The 21437-nt window shown below is 63.7% G+C and carries 19 protein-coding genes; 16 read left to right on the top strand and 3 right to left on the bottom strand.

Going from position 1 to position 21437, the window contains the following annotated elements; genetic code table 11:
- The first annotated feature begins 11 nt into the window (after positions 1–11).
- The 7 genes from KRR55_RS13515 (at position 12) to KRR55_RS13485 (ending at position 7858) form a co-directional block, all read left to right on the top strand.
- Positions 12–1622, top strand: a complete 1611-nt coding sequence (locus tag KRR55_RS13515) for a tripartite tricarboxylate transporter permease (protein WP_254456220.1) — start codon at positions 12–14, stop codon at positions 1620–1622.
- Between the two features lie 141 nt (positions 1623–1763).
- Positions 1764–3014 carry a 1-deoxy-D-xylulose-5-phosphate reductoisomerase gene (gene dxr / locus KRR55_RS13510; RefSeq protein WP_217389626.1) on the top strand — a complete coding sequence of 417 codons (1251 nt, stop codon included), beginning with the start codon at positions 1764–1766 and terminating at the stop codon, positions 3012–3014.
- Positions 3008–4390 (top strand): M50 family metallopeptidase, encoded by a 1383-nt coding sequence (locus tag KRR55_RS13505; RefSeq protein ID WP_217389777.1) that lies wholly within the window; start codon positions 3008–3010, stop codon positions 4388–4390. Before dxr ends, KRR55_RS13505 begins: the two co-directional genes overlap by 7 nt.
- A 438-nt stretch (positions 4391–4828) precedes the next feature.
- Positions 4829–5143: a pyrophosphorylase gene (locus KRR55_RS13500; RefSeq protein WP_254456194.1), complete on the top strand. Its 315-nt coding sequence runs from the start codon at positions 4829–4831 to the stop codon at positions 5141–5143.
- Between the two features lie 232 nt (positions 5144–5375).
- Positions 5376–5975 (top strand): hypothetical protein, encoded by a 600-nt coding sequence (locus tag KRR55_RS13495; protein ID WP_217389625.1) that lies wholly within the window; start codon positions 5376–5378, stop codon positions 5973–5975.
- 27 nt (positions 5976–6002) lie between these two features.
- A complete protein-coding gene (locus tag KRR55_RS13490) occupies positions 6003–7340 on the top strand; it encodes a hypothetical protein (RefSeq protein WP_217389624.1) in 1338 nt (445 codons plus the stop codon).
- Positions 7341–7444: 104 nt separating this feature from the next.
- A complete protein-coding gene (locus KRR55_RS13485) occupies positions 7445–7858 on the top strand; it encodes a hypothetical protein (RefSeq protein WP_217389622.1) in 414 nt (137 codons plus the stop codon).
- A gap of 330 nt (positions 7859–8188) precedes the next feature.
- Here KRR55_RS13485 and KRR55_RS13480 read toward each other — a convergent pair whose 3' ends face one another.
- Positions 8189–9583, bottom strand: a complete 1395-nt coding sequence (locus KRR55_RS13480; protein ID WP_217389620.1) for an NtaA/DmoA family FMN-dependent monooxygenase — start codon at positions 9581–9583, stop codon at positions 8189–8191.
- Complete coding sequence (locus KRR55_RS13475) at positions 9580–11073, bottom strand: amino acid permease (RefSeq protein WP_217389619.1); 1494 nt, start codon at positions 11071–11073, stop codon at positions 9580–9582. Before KRR55_RS13475 ends, KRR55_RS13480 begins: the two co-directional genes overlap by 4 nt.
- Before the next feature lie 542 nt (positions 11074–11615).
- Here KRR55_RS13475 and KRR55_RS13470 point away from each other — a divergent pair.
- The 9 genes from KRR55_RS13470 to KRR55_RS13430 all read left to right on the top strand — a co-directional run bounded on the left by KRR55_RS13470 (position 11616) and on the right by KRR55_RS13430 (position 20004).
- Positions 11616–12101: a septum formation family protein gene (locus KRR55_RS13470; RefSeq protein ID WP_217389618.1), complete on the top strand. Its 486-nt coding sequence runs from the start codon at positions 11616–11618 to the stop codon at positions 12099–12101.
- Positions 12102–12288: 187 nt separating this feature from the next.
- Positions 12289–12798 carry a hypothetical protein gene (locus KRR55_RS13465; protein WP_217389616.1) on the top strand — a complete coding sequence of 170 codons (510 nt, stop codon included), beginning with the start codon at positions 12289–12291 and terminating at the stop codon, positions 12796–12798.
- A 10-nt stretch (positions 12799–12808) separates the two neighbouring features.
- Entirely contained in the window at positions 12809–13099 is a 291-nt protein-coding gene (locus KRR55_RS13460) for a YciI family protein (protein ID WP_217389615.1), read from the top strand.
- A gap of 165 nt (positions 13100–13264) precedes the next feature.
- Positions 13265–14410 (top strand): flavodoxin-dependent (E)-4-hydroxy-3-methylbut-2-enyl-diphosphate synthase, encoded by a 1146-nt coding sequence (gene ispG, locus KRR55_RS13455; RefSeq protein WP_407611138.1) that lies wholly within the window; start codon positions 13265–13267, stop codon positions 14408–14410.
- Positions 14364–15272, top strand: a complete 909-nt coding sequence (locus KRR55_RS13450) for a GNAT family N-acetyltransferase (protein WP_217389614.1) — start codon at positions 14364–14366, stop codon at positions 15270–15272. The genes ispG and KRR55_RS13450 overlap by 47 nt, the downstream gene beginning before the upstream one ends.
- 93 nt (positions 15273–15365) lie before the next feature.
- Complete coding sequence (locus KRR55_RS13445) at positions 15366–16160, top strand: hypothetical protein (RefSeq protein WP_217389612.1); 795 nt, start codon at positions 15366–15368, stop codon at positions 16158–16160.
- A 116-nt stretch (positions 16161–16276) separates the two neighbouring features.
- A complete protein-coding gene (locus tag KRR55_RS13440; protein ID WP_217389610.1) occupies positions 16277–17146 on the top strand; it encodes a hypothetical protein in 870 nt (289 codons plus the stop codon).
- Between the two features lie 240 nt (positions 17147–17386).
- Positions 17387–19186, top strand: a complete 1800-nt coding sequence (locus KRR55_RS13435; RefSeq protein WP_217389608.1) for a proline--tRNA ligase — start codon at positions 17387–17389, stop codon at positions 19184–19186.
- Between the two features lie 2 nt (positions 19187–19188).
- The gene (locus tag KRR55_RS13430; RefSeq protein WP_217389606.1) at positions 19189–20004 is read left to right on the top strand and encodes a sulfite exporter TauE/SafE family protein; all 816 of its coding nucleotides are present in this window, start codon (positions 19189–19191) and stop codon (positions 20002–20004) included.
- Between the two features lie 175 nt (positions 20005–20179).
- Here the strand turns inward: KRR55_RS13430 and KRR55_RS13425 are convergent, their stop codons facing one another.
- Positions 20180–21142: an Ltp family lipoprotein gene (locus KRR55_RS13425; protein WP_254456193.1), complete on the bottom strand. Its 963-nt coding sequence runs from the start codon at positions 21140–21142 to the stop codon at positions 20180–20182.
- Positions 21143–21437 lie beyond the last annotated feature (295 nt).

The following is a 21437-nucleotide window of genomic DNA, read 5'->3' as shown; positions in this document are numbered from 1 at the left end:
TCAACCTGCTGATGCAGGGGTTCGCCACCGCAGTGACCCCCGTCAACCTGCTCTTCGCCGTGGTGGGCGTGCTGCTGGGCACCGCCATCGGCGTGCTGCCGGGCATCGGCCCGGCCATGGCCATCGCGCTGCTGCTGCCGGTGACCTACGGGCTGGAACCCACCAGCGCCATGATCATGTTCGCTGGCATTTACTACGGCGGCATGTTCGGCGGCTCGACCACCTCCATCCTGCTGAACACCCCCGGCGAGTCCGCCACGGTCATCACCGCCATCGAGGGCCACAAGATGGCCAAGGCCGGCCGCGCCGCCCAGGCGCTGGCCACCGCGGCCATCGGATCGTTCGTCGCCGGAACCATCGGCACCGCCCTGCTGGCCACCATCGCCCCCTGGGTGGTGCAGTTCGCCGTGTCCCTGGGCAACCCGAGCTACCTGGCCATCATGCTGCTGGCGCTGGTTGCCGTGACCGCCGTGCTGGGTTCCTCCAAGCTGCGCGGCTTTGCCGCCCTCGGCCTGGGCCTGGCCATCGGCCTGGTCGGACTGGACCCGGTCAGCGGACAGGGCCGGCTGGTCTTCGGCCAGCCGCTGCTCGCCGACGGGCTGGACATCGTGGTGGTCGCCGTGGCGATCTTTGCCATCGGCGAGGCCCTGTGGATCGCCGCGCACCTGCGCAAGACCCGGAGCCAGACGATTCCCGTGGGTCGTCCCTGGATGGGCAAGTCCGACTGGAAGCGCTCCTGGAAGCCCTGGCTGCGCGGCACCGCGTACGGCTTCCCCTTCGGCGCCCTGCCGGCCGGAGGCGCGGAGATCCCGACGTTCCTGTCCTACATCACCGAGAAGAAGCTTTCGAAGCACCCGGAGGAATTCGGCCACGGCGCCATCGAGGGCGTTGCGGGTCCCGAGGCGGCCAACAACGCCTCGGCCGCCGGCACGCTGACCCCGATGCTGGCCCTGGGCCTGCCGACCAACGCGACCGCCGCGGTCATGCTCCTGGCGCTCATGCAGCTGGGGGTCCAGCCCGGCCCGCTGCTCTTCGAGGAGGAGCCGAAGCTGGTGTGGGCGTTGATCGCCAGCCTGTTCATCGGCAACGCGCTGCTGCTGCTGGTCAACCTGCCCATGGCGCCGCTGTGGGCCAAGCTGCTGCAGCTGCCGCGGCAGTACCTCTACGCGGGCATCCTGTTCTTTGCCACGCTGGGCGCCTATGCGGTGAACCTGCAGGCCTTCGACCTGGTCCTGCTTTTGGTGCTGGGCACGCTGGGCTTCGCGATGCGCCGCTTCGGCATCCCGGTGCTGCCGCTGATCATCGGGGTGATCCTTGGCCCCCGGGCCGAGGAGGAACTGCGCAAGTCCCTGCAGCTCAGTGGCGGGGACCCGGCCGGCCTGTTCAGCGAGCCGATCGCCGTGGTCGTCTACGCGATCATCGCCCTGGTGCTGCTCTGGCCGCTGCTGGCCAAGGTGCTGCGCCGCCTGTTCCCGAAGGCGGCAGCCGAGGTCGGTGAGCTGGTGGAGCCCGTGGTGGTGGTGCCCGAGGCCGGGACCGGCACCGGCGAGAACGAAGAGCCCGCCGAGGTGCAGGTCATGGACATCCACGGCCCGCGCCACGGCGGCAAGACGCGCCGCTAGCCGCGGCACGCGCCATCCCGCGTGGCCCCCGATTCCCCCTTCACCGGAGGGAAACGGGGGCCACGCCCGGTTAAGGGCGGCAGCGCTCACCGCAACGTTGCGCCCACTTCCCATTGGGTAGGCACAGGAAGAGCGGACATAATGGGTCAGGTGAACAATGCGCAGTTTTCCGCCCCCCGCCCGGCCACGGCCTTCACCGCCCCGCTCCCCGGCACGATCCGCCGCATCACGCTGATCGGCTCCACCGGATCCATCGGCACCCAGGGCCTGGAGGTCATCGCCGCGGCACCCGACAGGTTTGCCGTGGCGGCGCTTTCGGGCGGCAGCAACCTGCCCCTGCTGGCCGCCCAGGCCGTGGCCACAATGGCCGCCGCGGTGGGCTGCGCCTACCCGGACCTGGACGCGCTCTCCGCCGCGATCGCCGCGGCCAAGGACGCCGCCGGGGTGCGCGGCTACGACCCGCAGCTCTTCGCCGGGCCCGACGCGGCAACGCAGATCGCCTCCTTCCCGGACGCGGACGTGGTGCTCAACGGCATCACCGGCTCCATCGGCCTGGCCCCCACCCTCGCGGCACTGAACGCAGGCCACCTGCTGGCCCTGGCCAACAAGGAATCGCTGATTGTCGGCGGACAACTGGTCAAGAACGCAGCAGCCCCCGGACAACTGGTCCCGGTGGACTCCGAGCATTCGGCGCTGGCCCAGGCGCTGCGCGCCGGCACACCCGAAGAGGTGCACAAGCTGATCGTCACCGCTTCCGGCGGACCCTTCCGCGGACTCGGCCGCGAGCAGCTGCGCGACGTCACCCCCGCCCAGGCGCTGGCCCACCCGACCTGGGACATGGGCAAGGTCGTGACCACCAACTCCGCGACCATGGTCAACAAGGCCCTGGAGGTCATCGAGGCGCACCTGCTCTTCGACGTCCCGCTGGATCGCATCGAGGCCGTCGTGCACCCCCAATCCATCGTGCACTCCATGGTCGAATTCATCGACGGCTCCACCATCGTCCAGGCCTCCCCGCCGGACATGGCCCTGCCCATCGCGCTGGGCATCGGCTGGCCCGCACGCGTGCCGGGAGCCACCGCGCCCTGCGACTGGTCCACCGCATCCTCCTGGACCTTCGAGCCGCTGGATGCGACGGCGTTCCCGGCCATCGAGCTGGCCAAGGCCGCCGCCGCCGCCTCGGCCACGCACATGGCCGTGTACAACGCCGTGAACGAGGAGGCGGTCGAGGCATTCCACGCCGGGGCCATCCGCTTCACCGACATCGTCGAAACCGTCGACGCAATCCTGCAGGGCTACGACCCGGAACCCGGCACCCTTGACCTGGAATCGGTGCTCGCCGCCGAGAGCTGGGCACGAACCGAAGCCGCCAAGCGTTTGGAAACATTGTGAGCGTTCTACTTTTCATCCTCGGTGTCCTGATCATGGTCGTCGCCGTCGGCGCGTCCATCGGCCTGCACGAGGTCGGGCACCTGATCCCGGCCAAGCGCTTTGGCGTGCGCGTGCCCCAATACATGATCGGCTTCGGCAAGACGCTGTGGTCCTTCAAGCGCGGGGACACCGAATACGGGTTCAAGGCCATCCCGCTGGGCGGCTACATCTCCATGATCGGCATGTACCCGCCGGCGCGGAACAAGGGGCTCGTCGGCGCCACCGACGCCCCGATGCTGCGCAAGTCCTCCACCGGCATGTTCCAGCAGATGGCCGACGAGGCCAGGCACGCAGCCGCCGAGCAGCTGCAGCCGGGGGACGAGAACCGGCTGTTCTACAAGCTGCCGGTCTACAAGCGCATCATCATCATGCTCGGCGGCCCGGTGATGAACCTGCTCATCGGCGTGGTCATGATCGGCATCGTCACCGTCGGCTTCGGGATGCCCGCCCAGACCAGCACCGTCGACGAGGTCTACCAGTGCGTGGTGCCGCTCGGCGAGGAATCCTCCCGCGACTCCTCGGTGAACAACGGCTGCCTGCCCTCCGACGCACCGGGCCCTGCCTATGCGGCCGGCCTGCGCCCGGGAGATGTCATCACTTCATTCGACGGCGCGCCGGTGGGCACCACCGACTGGGTGGGCCTGACCCAGGCGATCCGCGGCCACGCCGGCGAGTCGGTCCCGTTGGTCTACCAGCGCGACGGCTTGGAACACTCCACCACCATCACCCCCTACAAGACCGAACGCCCGGTGATCAACGACCAGGGCCAGGTCGTCACCGACGCCTCCGGCACGCCCGAGACCGTCGAGGTCGGGTTCATCGGCATGGGCTCGGACGTGCGGAACATCCAGCAGCCGGTTTCCGCCGTCCTGCCGGCCGTGGGCCAGCAGGTCGCCGGGGTCTCGGCCGTGGTGCTCGATCTGCCCGCCCGCGTGGCAGCGGTCGGCAAGGCCGCGTTCTCCGATACGCCGCGCGACCCCAACGGGCCGATCTCCGTGGTGGGCGTGGGACGCATTGCCGGGGAAATCAGCGCCATGGAGCAGATCGGGGTCGCGGACAAGGCCGCCAGCCTGATCTCACTGATCGGCGGGCTGAACATCGCGCTGTTCGTCTTCAACCTGATCCCGCTGCTGCCGCTGGATGGCGGGCACATCGTCGGCGCACTCTTCGAATCGGTGCGCCGGTTCTTCTCCAAGATCTTCCGCCGCCCCGATCCGGGGCCGGTGGACATCGCCAAGATGCTTCCGCTGACCTACGTGGTCGCGGTGGGCATGCTGGTGATGGGTGCGGTGCTGATCTACGCAGACATCGTCAAGCCGGTATCGATCTTCGGCTGACGCCCGCAGGTTTGGACACGTGACCCGTCACATGGCCGACACCCCGCGTGGCGGGCGACCCCTCGCCGTGCACCGCCGGGGGAGTCGCCGGACAGGGTAGCCAGTGGCATCGGTGCTACCCGCAGCAGCCGCAACGTCCCGCCGCGCTCTCCTTCGTCGGGCAAACGATCCGCGGGAATGCGTTCGCGGATCTCGGCATCGATTGACTGCCGTGGTGATGGTCGAGCTTCAATCTTGCCGGAGGGAGCTCCTCTCAACCATGGAAGACACCACTGGCCTCCTACTCGGGTCGAATGCGGTGCGCACTCTCCAGCCTGCAGGATCCATGACAGAGGTATTTGTAAAGGCTTTTGTGATAACCTGCTGATGGGGTGGTCAGGATGGCCCTTTTTACTATGTGACCTTGCGTGCGTTGTGCTCTTGAGGGAGACAACGCACATGGCCGGACCGTCTAATGTCGAAGGGGTTTTTATGTCACGGGTTTGGTCTACCGAGCGGGCGAAGCATTTAATCCAGCAGATTCAAGGCATCGTGAACGGTGGATGCACCGACCAGATGACAGCACTGGATAACCAAGGGCGCATCTTGTCCGACCCGAACGTCTGGGATGGCCCGCTGGCGAAGACGTTCCGTTCCTCGACTTGGCCAGAAACCAGGGCCGCGTTGGGCAAGGCGCGTAGCGAACTCGAAGCATTGCGGAACCAGCTGCAGAAGATCTCGCAGGACATCTTTACCGCTGGTGGCGGCGCATAACCACAATTGGTGACGCGCGGGCAGGTCTGCCTTACTCACTAACGTGAGTGGCAGACCCGGTGCGCTGCGTAGCGACTTGTCGTCGTATCCGCAGCGTGATGGCAATGAGCCGCCCGCTCGTCATCCAGGTTGCCGGGCTCGTTGCTGTACCTTGCCTGTGCTTTGTTGTCTTAGTTTTTGGTTGATTATTCCCGTCGTGCGCTGGCGGCGTGCTGGTCGTAGAGGATGTTGAATGAATTTTGATCATGGAGTAGCCGATGCACTCATCGCGAAGTGTGACGCGGCGTACGGGAAGCTCTCTGCGCAGGTTGTTCAACGAGGGTCTGTGTTCGGTGAGGCGTTGGATCAGTTCAGCGGGACGTACTCGGGTTTGTTCGCTGAGAACCATGAGGCCCAGAAGAGGGCCCGTGTAGCTCTGTTCCGTGCGGTTGAAGATCTGGCCGAGGGCGTGAAATCGGTCAAGCGGCAAGCCGATACTGCCCGCGACGAAATGAATCGTGCCCAGGATAGAGCCCGTGCACGGCTCAAGGAGATCGAGTTCCTTGAATTCCAGGAATCAGAGCCATGGCTACACCAAGCGGAGAGTAGGGACGCGCAAACGATTCTCGGTTATTCCTTCTCTGACTGGCTGCGAGATAAGACGATGCCGCCGAGGGTTGCTGTTGATCCGATACCGCAAGAGGTCCGTGGCTGGATATTAGGTGTGGGCGCGGGTGGAACGAGTTCCGCGATCCCCGATGCGCTGACCCGTGCCGCGACGGTGTTCCGGGCCCAAGACGTGGATGCCAGACCGGTGTGTGATTCCGTGGTGGCTGCACTGGGCACTTTTTGAGACGTGTGCACGTGGACGCGACGAGGCATGGTCGGCGATAGCGCGCTCCAGGACGGGTTCACCCGGTTTTTCGAGGATAATGATGAGGACGCCAGATATCTGGTCAAGATCGCGGACGCGTTCCGCAACGCCGGCGAAGGAACGGACCTACCAGGTGGGGCACTGAATCTATCCACCGACAGCCTGGTGTTGGCGTTGGTCCCGGCCAGCCGATCCGGGGAGGCGTTGATGAACTTCCTGTCCACCGCGACACCCGAACAGATCCGGGCCCAGGCGAAGATCCCCGGGTGGGATGAGGCATTGCAGTCGGTACCTGCGGAACGGATTGCCGTGTGGTGGGATGGCCTACAAGGTCCCGACCAGGTGATCAGACTGAATCAAAAGGTTGAGTTCACGGTCACAACACTGCAAGCGGAGCTACTCGGGGCCGCACCGAGGGTGTTCGGGTCGCTGGACGGGATCCCGGCGTTATCTCGCGTGTATGCGAACAAGTTGGCGGTGTCATCAGATATCCAGGCCGCCGAGAAAGAGCTGAAAATGCTTCAGGAATTCTCCAAGGCCAGCCCGCTAGGTAGTCAGTATCCGGATCGTCAGGCATTCCTTATTAGTGAGATCAACTACCTGAAAAAGGTCGAGTCCGGGGACAGGCAGCTGTATTTGTATGACCGCGACAAGTCCCGAATCGTTCAGATGATTGGCGCCCCGGATGAGGATACCGAACGGACGATTACCTATGTTCCGGGAACGTTTACGAACCCAAAAAGTTTTTATGATAATGGCCCCCAACAAATCCCAATCGAGTTGGTGGGCGCGGTCCCGGACACCGTCGCATTCGTGTACAAGGACGGGCAATTCGCTGGGGAAGACTCGTACGACGGGGGGACTGACTTCTTCCGTCTTCTGGAGGCGAACGATCCAGATCGCGGTTTGGATGCCGGACGGCAACTGGCAGCCTTCCAACGGGGAATACAGTCAGATCCGTTGCTTCAAAACGCCGAGCAGATTGGGTTTGGTCATAGCTGGGGGTATCAGAACCTGTCGAGTTCCGAGATCTTCGGTGCCAAGTGGGACAAGTCCACTTCTTTGTCCGGGGCCGGGATGCACGAAAAGTGGGTTCCGGACGAGGACACCGAGTACACGAATCTCGTGTATGAGCGCGATGCTTTGCTGTGGGCGCAAAGGAAAGGGTTGGTCTGGGACGGTAAGATACCGAGGACTCAAGAGGCGTTTACCAATAACGTCTACACCAGACCTGACGGTGAAGGTGATCCGGTTGACGACCACAGTGAAATTCAGAGGGCCGACCCTGAGAACCAAGATAATCGAGAAGCGCGCAACGACATGGTTAAGTGGGTAATGAAATGATCCGGACACGATTCACTGCTGCCGCGTTGATTCTGTTGGTGGCGGTTACGGGGTGCACACCCGGGGCGCCGAAAAGTACGACCGAGACCGAAGGGAATACCCCTGTGGAGAGTGAACTGACGTGGCAGGAGGCCAAGGCCAAGGCCCAGGCAATGGAGCTGGAAATCGCCGACTTGATTCCCGAAGACAAGGTTACCAAGATCGATCAAAGGGAGACCGGGGTCTTGTTTAGTTGCTCCGAGAAAAAACATACTTGGGACGGCTCAACCACCGTCACCTTAAAAAAGGGGACCGAGGGAGAACCTATCTTGAAGGCGATTGAGGCGCATTACCGGGATGGTCCCTTCGCCATCAAATCAGATCTCGATATCGTTGGCGATTATCGGGTGCAATTGCGCTCACGAGACGCCGCAGAAAGCTACATCATCGGGATAGGTGAGCCCGGAACGATCCGCATTGCATCGGGGTCTGCCTGCTTTACGCTGCCGGAGGGTGTGGATCCGGGTGATGACTTTTAGGCATTGATGGCGACGGTAAGCGTTCGTTGGGTGCCCTCAGCTTCCTCAGTCTTTGGGGGCCGACATTCCATTGAACCGCGAGCTCAAGGTCAACAACGCCGTAGCCAAATAATCAATGTAGTCCGTTTTCGGACTTATTGAGCTGACAAAGAATCGGTCGGTGTAGCTTCACCAAAAGTGAAGGTGCACCGACCGATTTGTTTACCCTGAGGTTTTTATCGCCCGAGGTGCCTCAGAGGTCTGGACATGGCAACGCGGTGGGATGAGCCATGTCCAGACCCTTGGGACCTCAACGACCACTCAACTCCGCGGCAAACCAGCCCGCGGGACTTAGCGGGATTGGCTCACCGTTTGCCGGAACGATGCCCCGTACGACGTTGACGACAGCTGATCTGTTTTGTCCTTGCGGAGCCTGGAGCGCAACGTCCCCGACTTCGGTTCGGAATCGTAGAGCCCGCGCTTGGTAAGCTCCGGAACCACAAATTCAGCGAAATCGTTGAGCGATCCCGGGCTCACCAAGGGATTGATCATGTATCCATCGAGACCAGAGGTTGCCGCATGTTCTTGAATCTGGCGTGCAACCTCCGCTGGCGTCCCAATGAATAGCAAGTCTGTGCCGCGGGTGACGTTTTCGAACTTCCGGCGAACGTCTCCAGCTGTCAGTGGTTTATCCGTCGGAGCACCCTTAACGACGTAGGACGTCAGGCCGTTGGAATCCGTGGTGAGTGGTTCGTTGTCGGCATACTTGCTCAGGTCGATGCCCGTGTCCCCGGCATAACTAACCAGCTGTGCCTCCAGATGGTAGTTGCTTTGCAGATCGTCGTACTTCTTTTGCGCCTCGATTGCGGTGGGCGCGGTGATGATTCTGGCCAAGGCCATCGATCGAATCTCGCCCGCGGGTCGTCCTCGTTCGGCCGCACGCCGATGAATGTCTGCCAAACCGGTGGCGATTTCGTTCGGGTCTTTCTTGGGTAGCAGCACCATTTCGGCGTGCTTAGCGGCAAACTCTCGACCACGTGGTGACCAGCCGGCTTGGTAGAGGGCGGGTGTCCGCTGTGATGACGGGGAGGTTAGCGATGGCCCGTCAACCCGGAAATGTGCGCCGACGTGGTTGATGGGCTGAACCGAGCCCGGACGGGCATAAACCCGTTCCGCCTTATTTGCCACAACAGCGTCCGCCGCCCAGCTGCCTTCAAGAAGTTTGTAGATGACGTCCATGAATTCGTCGGCCCGCTCATACCTGTCGGCGTGCTTTAGCATCTCGTCCATGCCGAAGTTGCGCGCGGCGCTAGCGAGATATGAGGTCACAATGTTCCAGCCGATACGGCCGTTGCTGATGTGGTCCAAGGTGCCAAATCGCCGGGCGAGAGCGAACGGGTGTTCGTACGTCGTCGATGCGGTAATCACGAACGAAAGACGTTCGGTCAGCGCGGCCAAAGCGGGTACATAAACGAAGGGGTCGTTCGCCGGAGCCTCCACTGCCCAGCTGAGCGCGGCATCGGCGGACCCACCATAGACGTCATAGAGACCCAACACGTCGGCGAAGAAGAGCGCGTCGAGATTTGCCTGTTCGGCGGTGATGGCAACGTTTTTCCATCGATCCAGAGAATTTACCTGCAGACGATCGTCCAGCGGGTGAGTCCAAAGGCTTGGTGCACCACCGCAACCGACGGTGGCTTGTTCGTAAAGGGAAAAGAGAAGTGGGGACGGAGTTGAAGCGTTCATCGAGACATGGGGCTTTCTTTCAAGCTGGCCGCGGAACGGCGACCATGGCGGATGTAAAAAAACAGGTAGCAGGCGCCCACAAACGGGACGCCGAAGTAAAGCGCAGCTACCTGGTTTGGGTCAAAGGCGAGCCCGATGACCGAGATCAGGCACAGGGTGAAGGCAAGAATTGGGACCACAGGGTAGATCGGTGATTTGTAGGCCAAGGCGGAGACATCCCCGCCGAGGCGCACGAAGTTTCTGCGGTGAAAGAAGTGCGAAGCGGAAATGGACATCCACACGCCCACCACCGCGAAACCCGCAATAGAAACCAAGACCAGATAAACAGATTCGGCTGCCATGACGCTGCAGAAAAGCGAGGCAAGTCCACCCAGCATGCTGACGCTCAGGGCTATCAACGGAACACCGCGACGGGTGAGCCTTTTAAACACCTTCGGTGCGTGGCCCTCATCAGCTAAAGAAAACAACATACGGGCGCAGGAATAGAGTCCGCTGTTGCCCGCGGACAACAAGGCAGTGATGATGACGAAGTTCATGATGTCGGCCGCGTAGGGAATGCCGAGGCTGCCAAAAACCGTCACAAACGGACTTTCATCCAGTCCCACATTGCCATAGGGCACGGTGGCTGCAATGACGGTAATAGCACCAACAAAGAAAATCAACAGCCTAAATACCGTGGCCCGCAACGCCTTGGGAATCGAGCGTGCAGGATCTTTAGTTTCGCCAGCGGCAACACCAATGAGTTCCGACCCCGAGAAGGCATAAAAAACCGCAAGGGTGGTGACGAGGACGCCGGAGAAGCCTTGGGGGAACAAGCCTTCGTTCGTGACGAAGTTATTCAGCAGCAGTGGCGTTCCACTGTCGGTTGCCAACGGTCGAAATCCCAGCAAGGCGGCACCACCAAAGACGATCAAGGCGACAATCGTTGCCACCTTGACCAGGGACAGCCAGAATTCGGCTTCACCGAAAAGACGTGCGGAGAAAGCGTTGAACCCAAACACCAGAACGGCAAACACCAAGCACCACACCCAAACCTCCACGTCCGGGAACCATCGCTGCATCAGCAGGCCGCTGGCGGTAAACTCCGAGCCAAGCGCAACGGCCCAGCACAGCCAATAGAGCCACGCGGTCGTGAACCCTGTTGCCGGTCCAATAGACCTGGCCGCGTAAATGTGAAAGGCTCCCGCCACAGGGTAGGCAACCGCCAGTTCACCCAGGCAAGACATCACCAAATACACCACGAATGCGCCCACGAGATACGCCAAAACGGCCCCCAGCGGACCGGCCTGGGCGATGGTGTAGCCCGAACTGAGAAAAAGCCCTGAGCCAATCACCCCACCCATCGCGATCATGATGAGGTGGCGGGGCCCCATGCTTCGGTGCAATCCGGAGGGTGGATCCGTCGCTTGGGCCTTGGATTCTTGCGTACCCGGATCGGAACCGGAAACCTCTCTTTGTCCAGAGGTAATGGTCGCTGAATCTGGCTGCATATCTGGTGCTCCGAGCAAGTGGCTAATAATTGCGCATTCCACGCTAGGTGGCGCGGATAATCCACTCCGGATGCATGTCGTCATATTGCTTTATGTGAATCAAATGTTTCCTATTCAACACCTTTCGCGAGCCGCCTGAAAAGTCATGTTTGGTTTGTTTAACAACGCCGCGTCCAGATCGTGGGACAATTCCTCTCTGTGTGACGCAGGGAAGCGGTCAGGACTGCACTGTCCCCGGAGTCAATCCGCGCGACATGCAACAGAAATCCGACCATTGCGGCACGGAACGGCCTTACGATCGTGGTTCCCGGTCACCACGATGGCCCGTCCAGATGCCGCCGGTTCGGCCGGGGGAATCCACCGCGAAGCGGACATCAACGCAAACGGGACCTACCGCATCTGCGCACCCGGCTCCAAAAATTATTTAGACCTGTGCAAAGAACAGCGATCGACTTTTCTTGATATACACGAATTTGGCGGGACAGAATTGATCTTTGAGCACTAGAATCAATTCATAAATTCCATCGCGAGAAGGACAAATAATGATCAGGTCGACCACCGCCGGGGTGTGGCTCACTATCGGACTTTTGGCTATGAGCAGCTGTTCACTCATCCCAGCCAAAGAGGCCCCCCGTGACGTAGCCGGAAAGATCAGCGACGAAGTCAACGCGGACGCGTTCTCCATTCGCCTCGGCGATTGCCTCAACGATCCCGGTGAAGGTGAACTGGACCGGGTCCCGGTGGTACCTTGCGAAAAGCCGCACTCCCTTGAGGTCTTCCACGAATTCACCATCGATCTAGAGAAGTTCCCCGACACCGTCGAGGCCATGGATGAGCTGGCGGAGACGAGCTGCATTAACGCGTTCAGCTCCTTCGTGGGAGTCGCATATGATGACTCCGAGCTCGATTTCACGGTCATGCAGCCCACCAATGAAAGCTGGGCGGACGGCGACAGGATCGTTCAGTGCCTGATCGGGGATCCTTCGGGCGCAATGACCACCGGCTCCCTCAAGGGCAGCAAAGCCTAGCCCGGGCTAAGCACTCTTGGACTCCAAGGGTCTGGACATGGCAACGCGGTGGGATGAGCCAGAATTGCGGATTTCCGGGAAAGTCGCTGGCTGGAAGACTGCTAATCGGTGTCCGGACCCTTGGTTTCTTGGCGCGTGATTGGGACCGAGAAGGGTTTCAGGTCTGGGTAAGAAATTACCCCACTTCATGCCTCGCCAGATCAGGAAACACGCGACGCTCAAGGTGACCCAGGCATCCCCGTCTGTTCCGGCTGCCCTGACCGGCCATTCGGCCGTTTCCCACGCTGGACTGAACGCGCTCGAACCGTGCGTGGGTGGGACCGGTGTCGGCTCCTTGCGTGACGACAGCATTTCCCGGTTCGCCCCCGAGGAAGTCATCTACCGCTCCTGGCTGATCATCGGTTCGCTCGCGGTGATGCTCGCCGACGGCGTACTCGTCTCCGACCTGGACGTGCTGCGCAACAACCCCGTGCTCTTCCGCCAGGTTCCCTCGCTTCGTTGGCTTCTCGACCCCCGCGAGTCCCCTGAAGCTCCATGGCCCAACCCATGGGCACCATTGGCTGTTCGCTGGAAATCTCCGTCCGGCCAAGGCCGGTCGGGCCACTGGTTTCGGAGTCGCCATAGTGGCGCCGTGGTTACGGCTCACCGGCCCCGGTGTGTCGTATTAAGCATCAGAGTTGCCCAACGCACCGGTTAGGCTGTTGCCCATGAGTGTTTTCGCAGTTGAATATGTGTACGCCGCCGGTTCCGATGCCATTCGTGATGAGCACCGCCCCGGGCACCGCGAGTTCCTGTCCGGATTGGCCGGCGAGATCGCCCTGGTCGCCTCCGGCCCCTACGTCGATGGATCCGGCGCCCTGTTGCTGCTGTCCGCGCCCAGCCAGGCCGCGCTCGCGGAAACCCTGAAGAACGACCCGTTTGCGATCAGCGGCGCCGTTGCGGTGCTGCGGATCACCGAATGGAGCCCGGTCACGGGTGAGCTCAGTCACCACGCCTAGGTAGCAAACCCGCGTGATCACGGCACTTTGCCGCCGTGGCCGCGCATCCGGCTTCGCCCTGCGAGATTACGGCCCCGGTTGCCGGATCGCGGGGGGATAATGGAAAAAGCTTCCATTCTCAACACCTCGGAGGAAATCTTGACCTCGATCCCGGTCAGCCTCGGCATGCCATCGACGCCACCCCCTGTCCTCGCACCGCGACGCAAGACCCGACAGATCAAGGTCGGCTCCGTCGGTGTTGGTTCCGACAGCCCGGTCAGCATCCAGTCGATGACCACGACGCCGACCACCGACATCAACGCAACGCTGCAGCAGATCGCCGAGCTCACCGCCACCGGCTGCGACATCGTGCGCGTTGCCTGCCCGTCGGCCGACGATGCGCTGGCGCTGCCGATCATCGCGAAGAAGTCGCAGATCCCCGTGATCGCCGACATCCACTTCCAGCCGAAGTACGTCTTCGCCGCCATCGACGCAGGCTGCGCCGCGGTCCGAGTGAACCCGGGCAACATCCGCAAGTTCGACGACCAGGTCAAGCAGATCGCCGAGGCCGCCAAGGCAGCCGGCACCTCGATCCGCATCGGCGTCAATGCCGGGTCCCTGGACCCGCGCCTGATGGAGAAGTACGGCAAGGCAACCCCGGAGGCGCTGGTCGAATCCGCGGTCTGGGAAGCCTCGCTCTTCGAGGAACACGACTTCCACGACTTCAAGATCTCGGTCAAGCACAACGACCCCGTGGTCATGGTCCGCGCCTACGAGCTGTTGGCCGAACGCGGCGACTGGCCGCTGCACCTGGGCGTCACCGAGGCGGGACCCGCCTTCCAGGGCACCATCAAGTCGGCCACGGCCTTTGGCGCGCTGCTCTCCAAGGGCATCGGCGACACCATCCGCGTCTCGCTCTCGGCCCCGCCGGTCGAGGAGGTCAAGGTCGGCGCGCAGATCCTACAGTCGCTGAACCTGCGCCCGCGCAAGCTCGAAATCGTTTCCTGCCCGTCCTGCGGCCGTGCCCAGGTCGACGTGTACACGCTCGCCGACCAGGTCACCGCCGGGCTGGAGGGCCTCGAGGTCCCGCTGCGCGTGGCAGTCATGGGCTGCGTCGTCAACGGACCCGGCGAGGCCCGCGAGGCTGACCTCGGCGTGGCCTCGGGCAACGGCAAGGGCCAGATCTTTGTGAAGGGCGAAGTCATCAAGACGGTGCCCGAAGACCAGATTGTTGAGACACTGATTGAAGAGGCGATGCGCATCGCCGAGGAAATGGGGGACGTGGATGGAGAAAATCCTGTCCAAGGTGGCCCCGTGGTTACCGTCAGCTAGACGCAACCCGGGCGCCGGAGAGTCGCTCTCCGCAAGTATCCGTGTCCTGGACGATGCGGATACCGCGGCTCTCCGCGCCCTCGTTTCCTCCGACCCCGTTGCCAATATCTTCATGGATGCGCAGCTGGCGGTCACCGGCTCGGCCCGGCCCGGGCTGGGCGGCTCGCTCATCGTGGGCAGGTTCGACGGCGGACTGCTGGTCTCGGCCTGTTGGGTCGGGGCCAACATTGTCCCCATCAACGTCACCGCCGGGGACGCCGAGGAATTCGGCCACGTGGTGAAATCGCTCAACCGCTCCTTTGCCTCCTGCTTCGGCCCCGCCGAGGCGGTCATGGGGATGTGGAAGGTCCTCGTCGACGGGCCGCAGCAGGCCTTCAGCGTGCGGCCCAACCAGCCGCTGATGACGCTTTCCGGCGCCCCCGCCATTGAGCCGGACACCTCCCTGCGGGCCAGTCATTCGGGGGAGTACGACCTGGTGCTGCCCGCCTGCGCCCTGATGTTCGAGGAGGAGCTGGGCTACTCGCCCCTGGTCAACGGGGGATCGTTCTACCGCTCCAGGGTCCGCTCGCTGATCCATTCGGGGCATTCGCTCATTTCCCTCGATCCGAACGGCGAGATCCGCTTCAAGGCCGAGCTGGGCACCGTCACCACCCGCGCCACGCAGATCCAGGGTGTCTGGATGAACCCCGGGCACCGCGGCAACGGGAAGGCCGCGGGCTACATGGCGGCGGTCGCCGACTACGCCCTGCGCCTGGCCCCCACCACCAGCCTCTATGTCAACGACTACAACGCCCCGGCCCTTGCCACCTATCGCAAGGTCGGTTTCGAAGAGGTCGGGGAGTTCGCCACCATCCTTTTCTGACCCGCCCGGCGGTTGCCGGCAATCCCATCCACCACGGAAACGGCGCTCCCCGGCACGGGCCGCCGACCGGAAAGCCAGAGCTTGACGTCCCACATGCCAAGGACCAACGAAACCATTCGCAAGACCCTCGCCGTGCTGGGGGCCGCCGGCTTGCTGCTGGCCCTCGCCGGCTGCACCGACGCCCCGGGGCCGTCCGCCCCATCCCCGACCGCCGTGGAGGTCCCGGTCACCGCGCCGGGCTCCCAGGAATCGCCGCAGGCACCCTCGGCCCCGGCCGCCCTGGGGTACCTGGATGCCGCGGCACTCAAGGGGGCCGTGCAGCAATGGGCCAAGGCAACCCCGGGAACCGTGGTCAACGACCATGAAAGCCTGCGCCGGCAACTGCCGCAGGCGGAAAAATGGCTCGAGGGCATCACCGTGGTCCCGGCCAAGTGCGGGCTCTACGGGCTGGGCAGCCTCAAGGACCAGCTGGACCAGGCCGCGATGGCCGCGGCGATCCTGCCGCAGCAGGCCGGCGGGGACCTGACGGTGGCCTCCTACCGGGACCGTGCGGCCCTGGTGGCCGACGTGGCGGCGCAGCAACACCTGGATGAATCCTGCGGCACCTACACGCTCACCGCGGACGGCCAAAGGATCGTTTCGCGGTTGTCGCGGCTCGACGCCACGAGCTCGGCCCCCTACACCTCGGCAACGATGCTGGAAAGCGTGAACGGGAGCGCCAGGAGCAAGCAGGTGTCGGTGCGCGTCATTGACGGGAACATCATGCTGACGGCAACCCGCGCGGTGAAGGACACCGCCGAGGCCGCCGCCGCCCAGGCGCTGAAGGATGCCGAGGCCATGCTGGGGATCCTGCGCGCGGCATCGCCCGCGGCGACCCCTGCACCGTAGCGGCCCCGCACCCGGGGTTCCCTCTCCCGGCCCGACGGGACCTGCCCAGGCGAAGACGGAAAACTCCTGCCGAACATTTCCTCCCACGACTAGTTTTATTCGGTAAGGTGTTGCCCATGGCTGCCACCATGGTGGCCGGAATAGCGTTCCATTCATACGCCTCGGGGGAGAAGATGAAGAAAACAGCACTGTGGGCATTGCCCATTGCCGCAACACTTGCCGTCACCGGATGTGCGGCGGAATCCACGCCGGGTGCAGCCACCCAGCCGGGACAGACCGCCACGGCCGAGTCCTCGTCCGGTTCGGCGGCGCCGTTGACGGGACCCGGATCCGCCGGGCCATCCGCGCCAAGCTCCGTGGCAACCACCGAGCCGAGCGCCGCCACCGGGAAGCAACTGACCGCGAACCAGCTGGTGAAGGTCGCGCAGGCCTTGGAAAAGGAATATGGCAAGGACGATGCGCAGGTCCTCAAGGACGCCGAACTCCGGGCAAGCATGGGCACCATCGAGGAGATCGTGTCGGGCATGAAGGTCAGTCCGGCGGAGTGTGGTGAGTTCGCGGTGGCCGGCATGAGCGAGATGCTCGAGCGCGTCACCATGGCGGTACTGGTCCTGCCCGCCGAGCCCAACGACGTGAGCACCGCCGTCAGCATCGCCTCCTACGAGGAAGCAGAGATCCTGGAGAAGCTGATGCAGCAGGCCGCGGAAGACAAGGCCGACTGCAGCAAATTCACGCTGACCATGCAGGACCAGGAAGCCACCGCGGAGGTCAAGGACGCCAAGGCCAGCACCACGGCGCAGACCACGATGGCCACCGTGACCGACGTGAAGGTGATGGGCCAGTCCATCACGACGCTGACCGTGGCCGGCTACGACGGCCAAAACAACGTCTCGGTCAGCATCTCCCAGCCGGAGGACCTGGAGGCGGCCGTGAATAAGGCCGAGAAATACATCGACCTCGCACTGCTGCACATGGGCGACAAGTAACCACCGGGCCCACCCGGCGTGCCGACGGCCGGCAGGCACTCATCCTCGGGTGCCTGCCGGCCGGTGCCATGTCGCCGCCCGATGCCAAGGGGCGCCGGGTCGGCAAAGTAGGATGGGACAAGTGCCTTGCGGCGCCATGCCCCGCCGCGGACCCCCGCGGACGGAAGCCGCGGCACCAAAGATTTGCACCCCACCACTATGTTGTGGCCTGGAAAAAGGCCGCGGAAATGGAAAGTTAGCGTGGTCCTAAAGCTCTCCACCCTGTTCCTGCGCACGCTGCGCGAAGATCCGGTCGACGCCGAGGTCGCCAGCCACAAGCTGATGGTCCGCGCCGGGTACATCCGCCGCGCCGCGCCCGGGATCTACACCTGGCTGCCGCTGGGCCTGCGCGTCCTGGGCAAGGTGGAGGCCATCATCCGCGAGGAAATGAACGCCATCGGCGCCCAGGAAGTCCACTTCCCGGCCCTGCTGCCGCGCGAACCGTACGAAACCACGGGCCGCTGGACCGAATACGGCGACGGGCTCTTCCGCCTCAAGGACCGCAAGGGCGCCGACTACCTGCTGGCCCCGACCCACGAGGAGATGTTCACCCTCCTGGTCAAGGACCTGTACAACTCCTACAAGGACCTGCCGGCCTACCTGTACCAGATCCAGAACAAGTACCGCGACGAGGCCCGCCCCCGCGCGGGCCTGCTGCGCGGGCGCGAATTCATCATGAAGGACTCCTACTCCTTCAACATCGACGACGAGGGCCTGGAAGAGGCCTACCAGGCGCACCGCGCCGCCTACCTGAAGATCTTCGCGCGCCTGGGCCTGGAGATCCTGCCGGTCTTCGCGACCGCCGGCGCCATGGGAGGCTCGAAGTCCGAGGAGTTCCTGCACCCGACCGAGGTCGGCGAGGACACCTTCGTGCGCTCCCCGGGCGGCTACTACGCCAACGTGGAGGCAGTGACCACCGTGGTGCCCGAGGACATCGACTACACCGATGCCCCGGCCTTCGAGGTGCTTGACACCCCGAACACCCCCACCATCGAGACCCTGGTGGCCTGCGCCAACGAGGTCGCCCCGCGCGCCAACGGCGCCTGGAGTGCTGCCGACACCCTGAAAAACGTCGTGCTGGCCGCCACGCTGCCCACCGGCGAACGCCAGCTGGTGGCCATCGGCCTGCCCGGGGACCGCAACGTCGACCTCAAGCGCGTCGAGGCCAACATCTCCGCGCACCTGGAAACCGGCGGCGAGGTCGGCCTCGAGGCCGCGACCGAGGATGACCTGAAAAAGCACCCGACGCTCATCAAGGGCTACATCGGCCCGGCCCTGGGCACCGAGACGGCTGTCCTGGGCCTCGAGGGCGCCAGCAAGATCCTCTACCTGGTCGACCCGCGCGTGGTGCCCGGCACCAGCTGGGTCACCGGCGCCAACGAAGACGGCAAGCACGTCTTCGGCCTGGTCGCCGGGCGCGACTTCGCCTGGGACGGCACCATCGAGTGCGTCGAGGTGCTCGCCGGGGACCCGGCACCGGACGGATCCGGCCCGCTGGAAACCGCCCGCGGCATCGAGATGGGCCACATCTTCCAGCTCGGCCGCAAATACGCCGAGGCGCTGGACCTGAAGGTGCTTGACCAGAACGGCAAGCTCAAGGTCGTCACCATGGGCTCCTACGGCGTGGGCGTCACCCGCGCCGTCGCCGCCCTGGCCGAGGCCAACCACGACGAGAACGGCCTGGTCTGGCCGCGCAACGTCGCCCCGGCCGACGTGCACCTGGTGGTCACCGGCAAGCAGGCCGAGCTCTTCGAGGCCGCGCAGAAGATCGCCGACGAGCTGCATGCAGCCGGCGTCGAGGTCATCTACGACGACCGGCCCAAGGTCTCCGCCGGCGTGAAGTTCTCCGACGCGGAGCTCATCGGCGTGCCGACCATCGTGGTCATCGGCCGCGGCCTGGCCGATGGAGTGGTCGAGGTCAAGGACCGCGCCACGGGCGAGCGCACAGACGTGGCCGTCGACGAGGTCGTCGCCCAGCTGATCGCACTCGCCAAGGGCTAGGCATGATCGAGGCGGCGGGGCTGCTTGAGGGTTCCGGCCTGCAGGGCATGCAGGCCGGAACCCTCGCGCTGATCGTGCTCGCGGGCTTCGCCGCCGGCTGGGTCGACGCGGTGGTCGGCGGCGGGGGACTGCTCCAGCTCCCCGCCCTGCTGCTGGTGCCGGGGATCTCCCCGGTGCAGGCGCTTGCCACCAACAAGCTGGGCTCGGTCTTCGGGACCACCACTTCTGCGGTGACCTACTATCGCCGCGCCCACCCGGACCTGAGGACGGCCATCCCGATGGCCATGGTCGCGCTGGCCGGATCCTTCGGCGGCGCGATCCTTGCCACACTGCTGCCCGAGGAGGTCATCAAGCCGGTCATCATTGCCGCGCTGGTTGCGGTGGGCCTGTTCACGCTCTTTCGGCCCACGGCCGGGGAGCTGACCAACCTGCGCCACACCGGGTCCCGCCACCACGCGGTGGCGGCGGTGATCGGGCTGGTCATCGGCGGCTACGACGGGCTGATCGGCCCGGGCACCGGCTCGTTCCTGATCATCGCGATGGTCGCCTTCATGGGCTACAACTTCCTGGCTGCCAGCGCCAAGGCCAAGATCGTGAACATGGCCACCAACCTCGGCGCCCTGGCATTCTTCCTGCCCACCGGGCACCTGCTGTGGGGGATCGGCCTGGTCCTGGGCGCGGCGAACATGGCCGGCGGCTACCTGGGTGCGCGCATGGCGGTGTCCAAGGGCAGCAAGTTCATCCGGATCGTGTTCCTCTCGGTCGTCGGCGCGCTGATCCTCAAACTCGGCTACGACGTACTGTTCCCGGCTGCGTAACCGACTCTCGCGAGGCTTGGTCTCGAGTTGGACCACAGCGCGGAACCTGTCGCACCGGTAACGGTGCGGCAGGTTCCGGGCGAAGCCCGCGCTGCTGGTGAATGCAGCGCCCTCGGAGTCGGGCCACATCCGTGTGCCATCGAGAAGACTTGAAAGCACACGGCCAGGCGGAGTCCTAGAGACCGGTCTTGCCCACGCCGTACTCCGCCTGCTTCTTGGTGTAACCCTCAAACACCAGCTGGTCAATCAGGCCTTTGCGTGAGAAGGACGAGTAGTCGAGATACTGTTCGGCGGACTTGACGGCTTGTTCATTCCAGTCGACGGCCACACGGTCAACCGCCCAGGTGGCGTCCTTGGTCGAGAAGTCCTCGAACTCCAATTGGTTGATCAGCCCGCTGCGCGAGAAGGCCGAGAAGTCGAGGTAGTTCTCGGCCGATCGAAGGGCATTTTGTTGGCTCAAGGTCCCCGCTTCTGCCTCTGCCTTGGCGCTGGCAGCGGCTTCCTCCTTGGCTTTGGCTTCCGCTTCAGCCTCAGTCTTCGCCTTCTCGCTGGCCTCTGCTTCGGCTTCCGTCTTTGCCTTGGCATCGGCTTCTGCCTTGGCACTTGCTTCAGCCGCGGCCTCGGCCTTCGCACTGGCCGCAGCGTCTGCCGAAGACACCACGGGCGCGACAGCGGTCGGGGAACTGGGGGAAGCTGTTGGGGCGTCCGTGGCGGCGGGGGCTGACGAGGGCTGCTCGTCGCTGCCGCCACAGGAACCAATGATGATCGCGAGGACAACGAGGCCTGCGACTCCGATTCCGATCTTCTTTCCCCTGCCCAGGGGCTTCTTGGGTCCATTGTTTTCGGGCGCCGAAAAACCGGAGACGCCCGGCCTGCCATCCGTTCCGATCGAACTTGGGGCATGGGCCCCGGCGGCACTGAAGGCCGGCTCCCCGGGCATCAACGCCATGTACAGGTACGGATTGGCGGAGAACTCTTCCGGCGGCGCCGCGGGTTGGCCATTGAGACCATCCACCCACATGGGCCAGCCTGCCGGAGGTGCACCCCACGCGGTGTCCGGGATCCATGAGGGTGCGGGCTGGAAATCCGCAGGCAGGTGCTGGATCCAGAGTGGTGGCGGATTGAAACGAACAGACATAATTCCCCCTAGTGATGATGCGAATCCGAGCCCCTCCCAAACACCAGTGGCTCATAGCCAGATGCTAGCCCCAAGCACAGACGGTTTATAGTCCGTTTAGGCAAAAAATCACTTTTTGGAAGATTTCATTTCTCGACTTTCGATGAATTCGTGAAGGACCTGGCACTATTTATATTGACCCACGGAAACCTTTTTATTTTCGCCTGCCAATATGATGCATCAAACCGTCATGAAGCGCGTTAATGAAGCGGCACGTCGGCCTCCTTCGTCACCCGACGGCAGTTGAACAGGCCAC

Origin of the sequence: Paeniglutamicibacter quisquiliarum, from assembly GCF_019084045.1 — a bacterium.
Taxonomy (GTDB): domain Bacteria; phylum Actinomycetota; class Actinomycetes; order Actinomycetales; family Micrococcaceae; genus Paeniglutamicibacter; species Paeniglutamicibacter quisquiliarum.
Note: the sequence above shows the minus strand (reverse complement) of the source record. Positions and strands in the feature narration are given on the sequence as shown.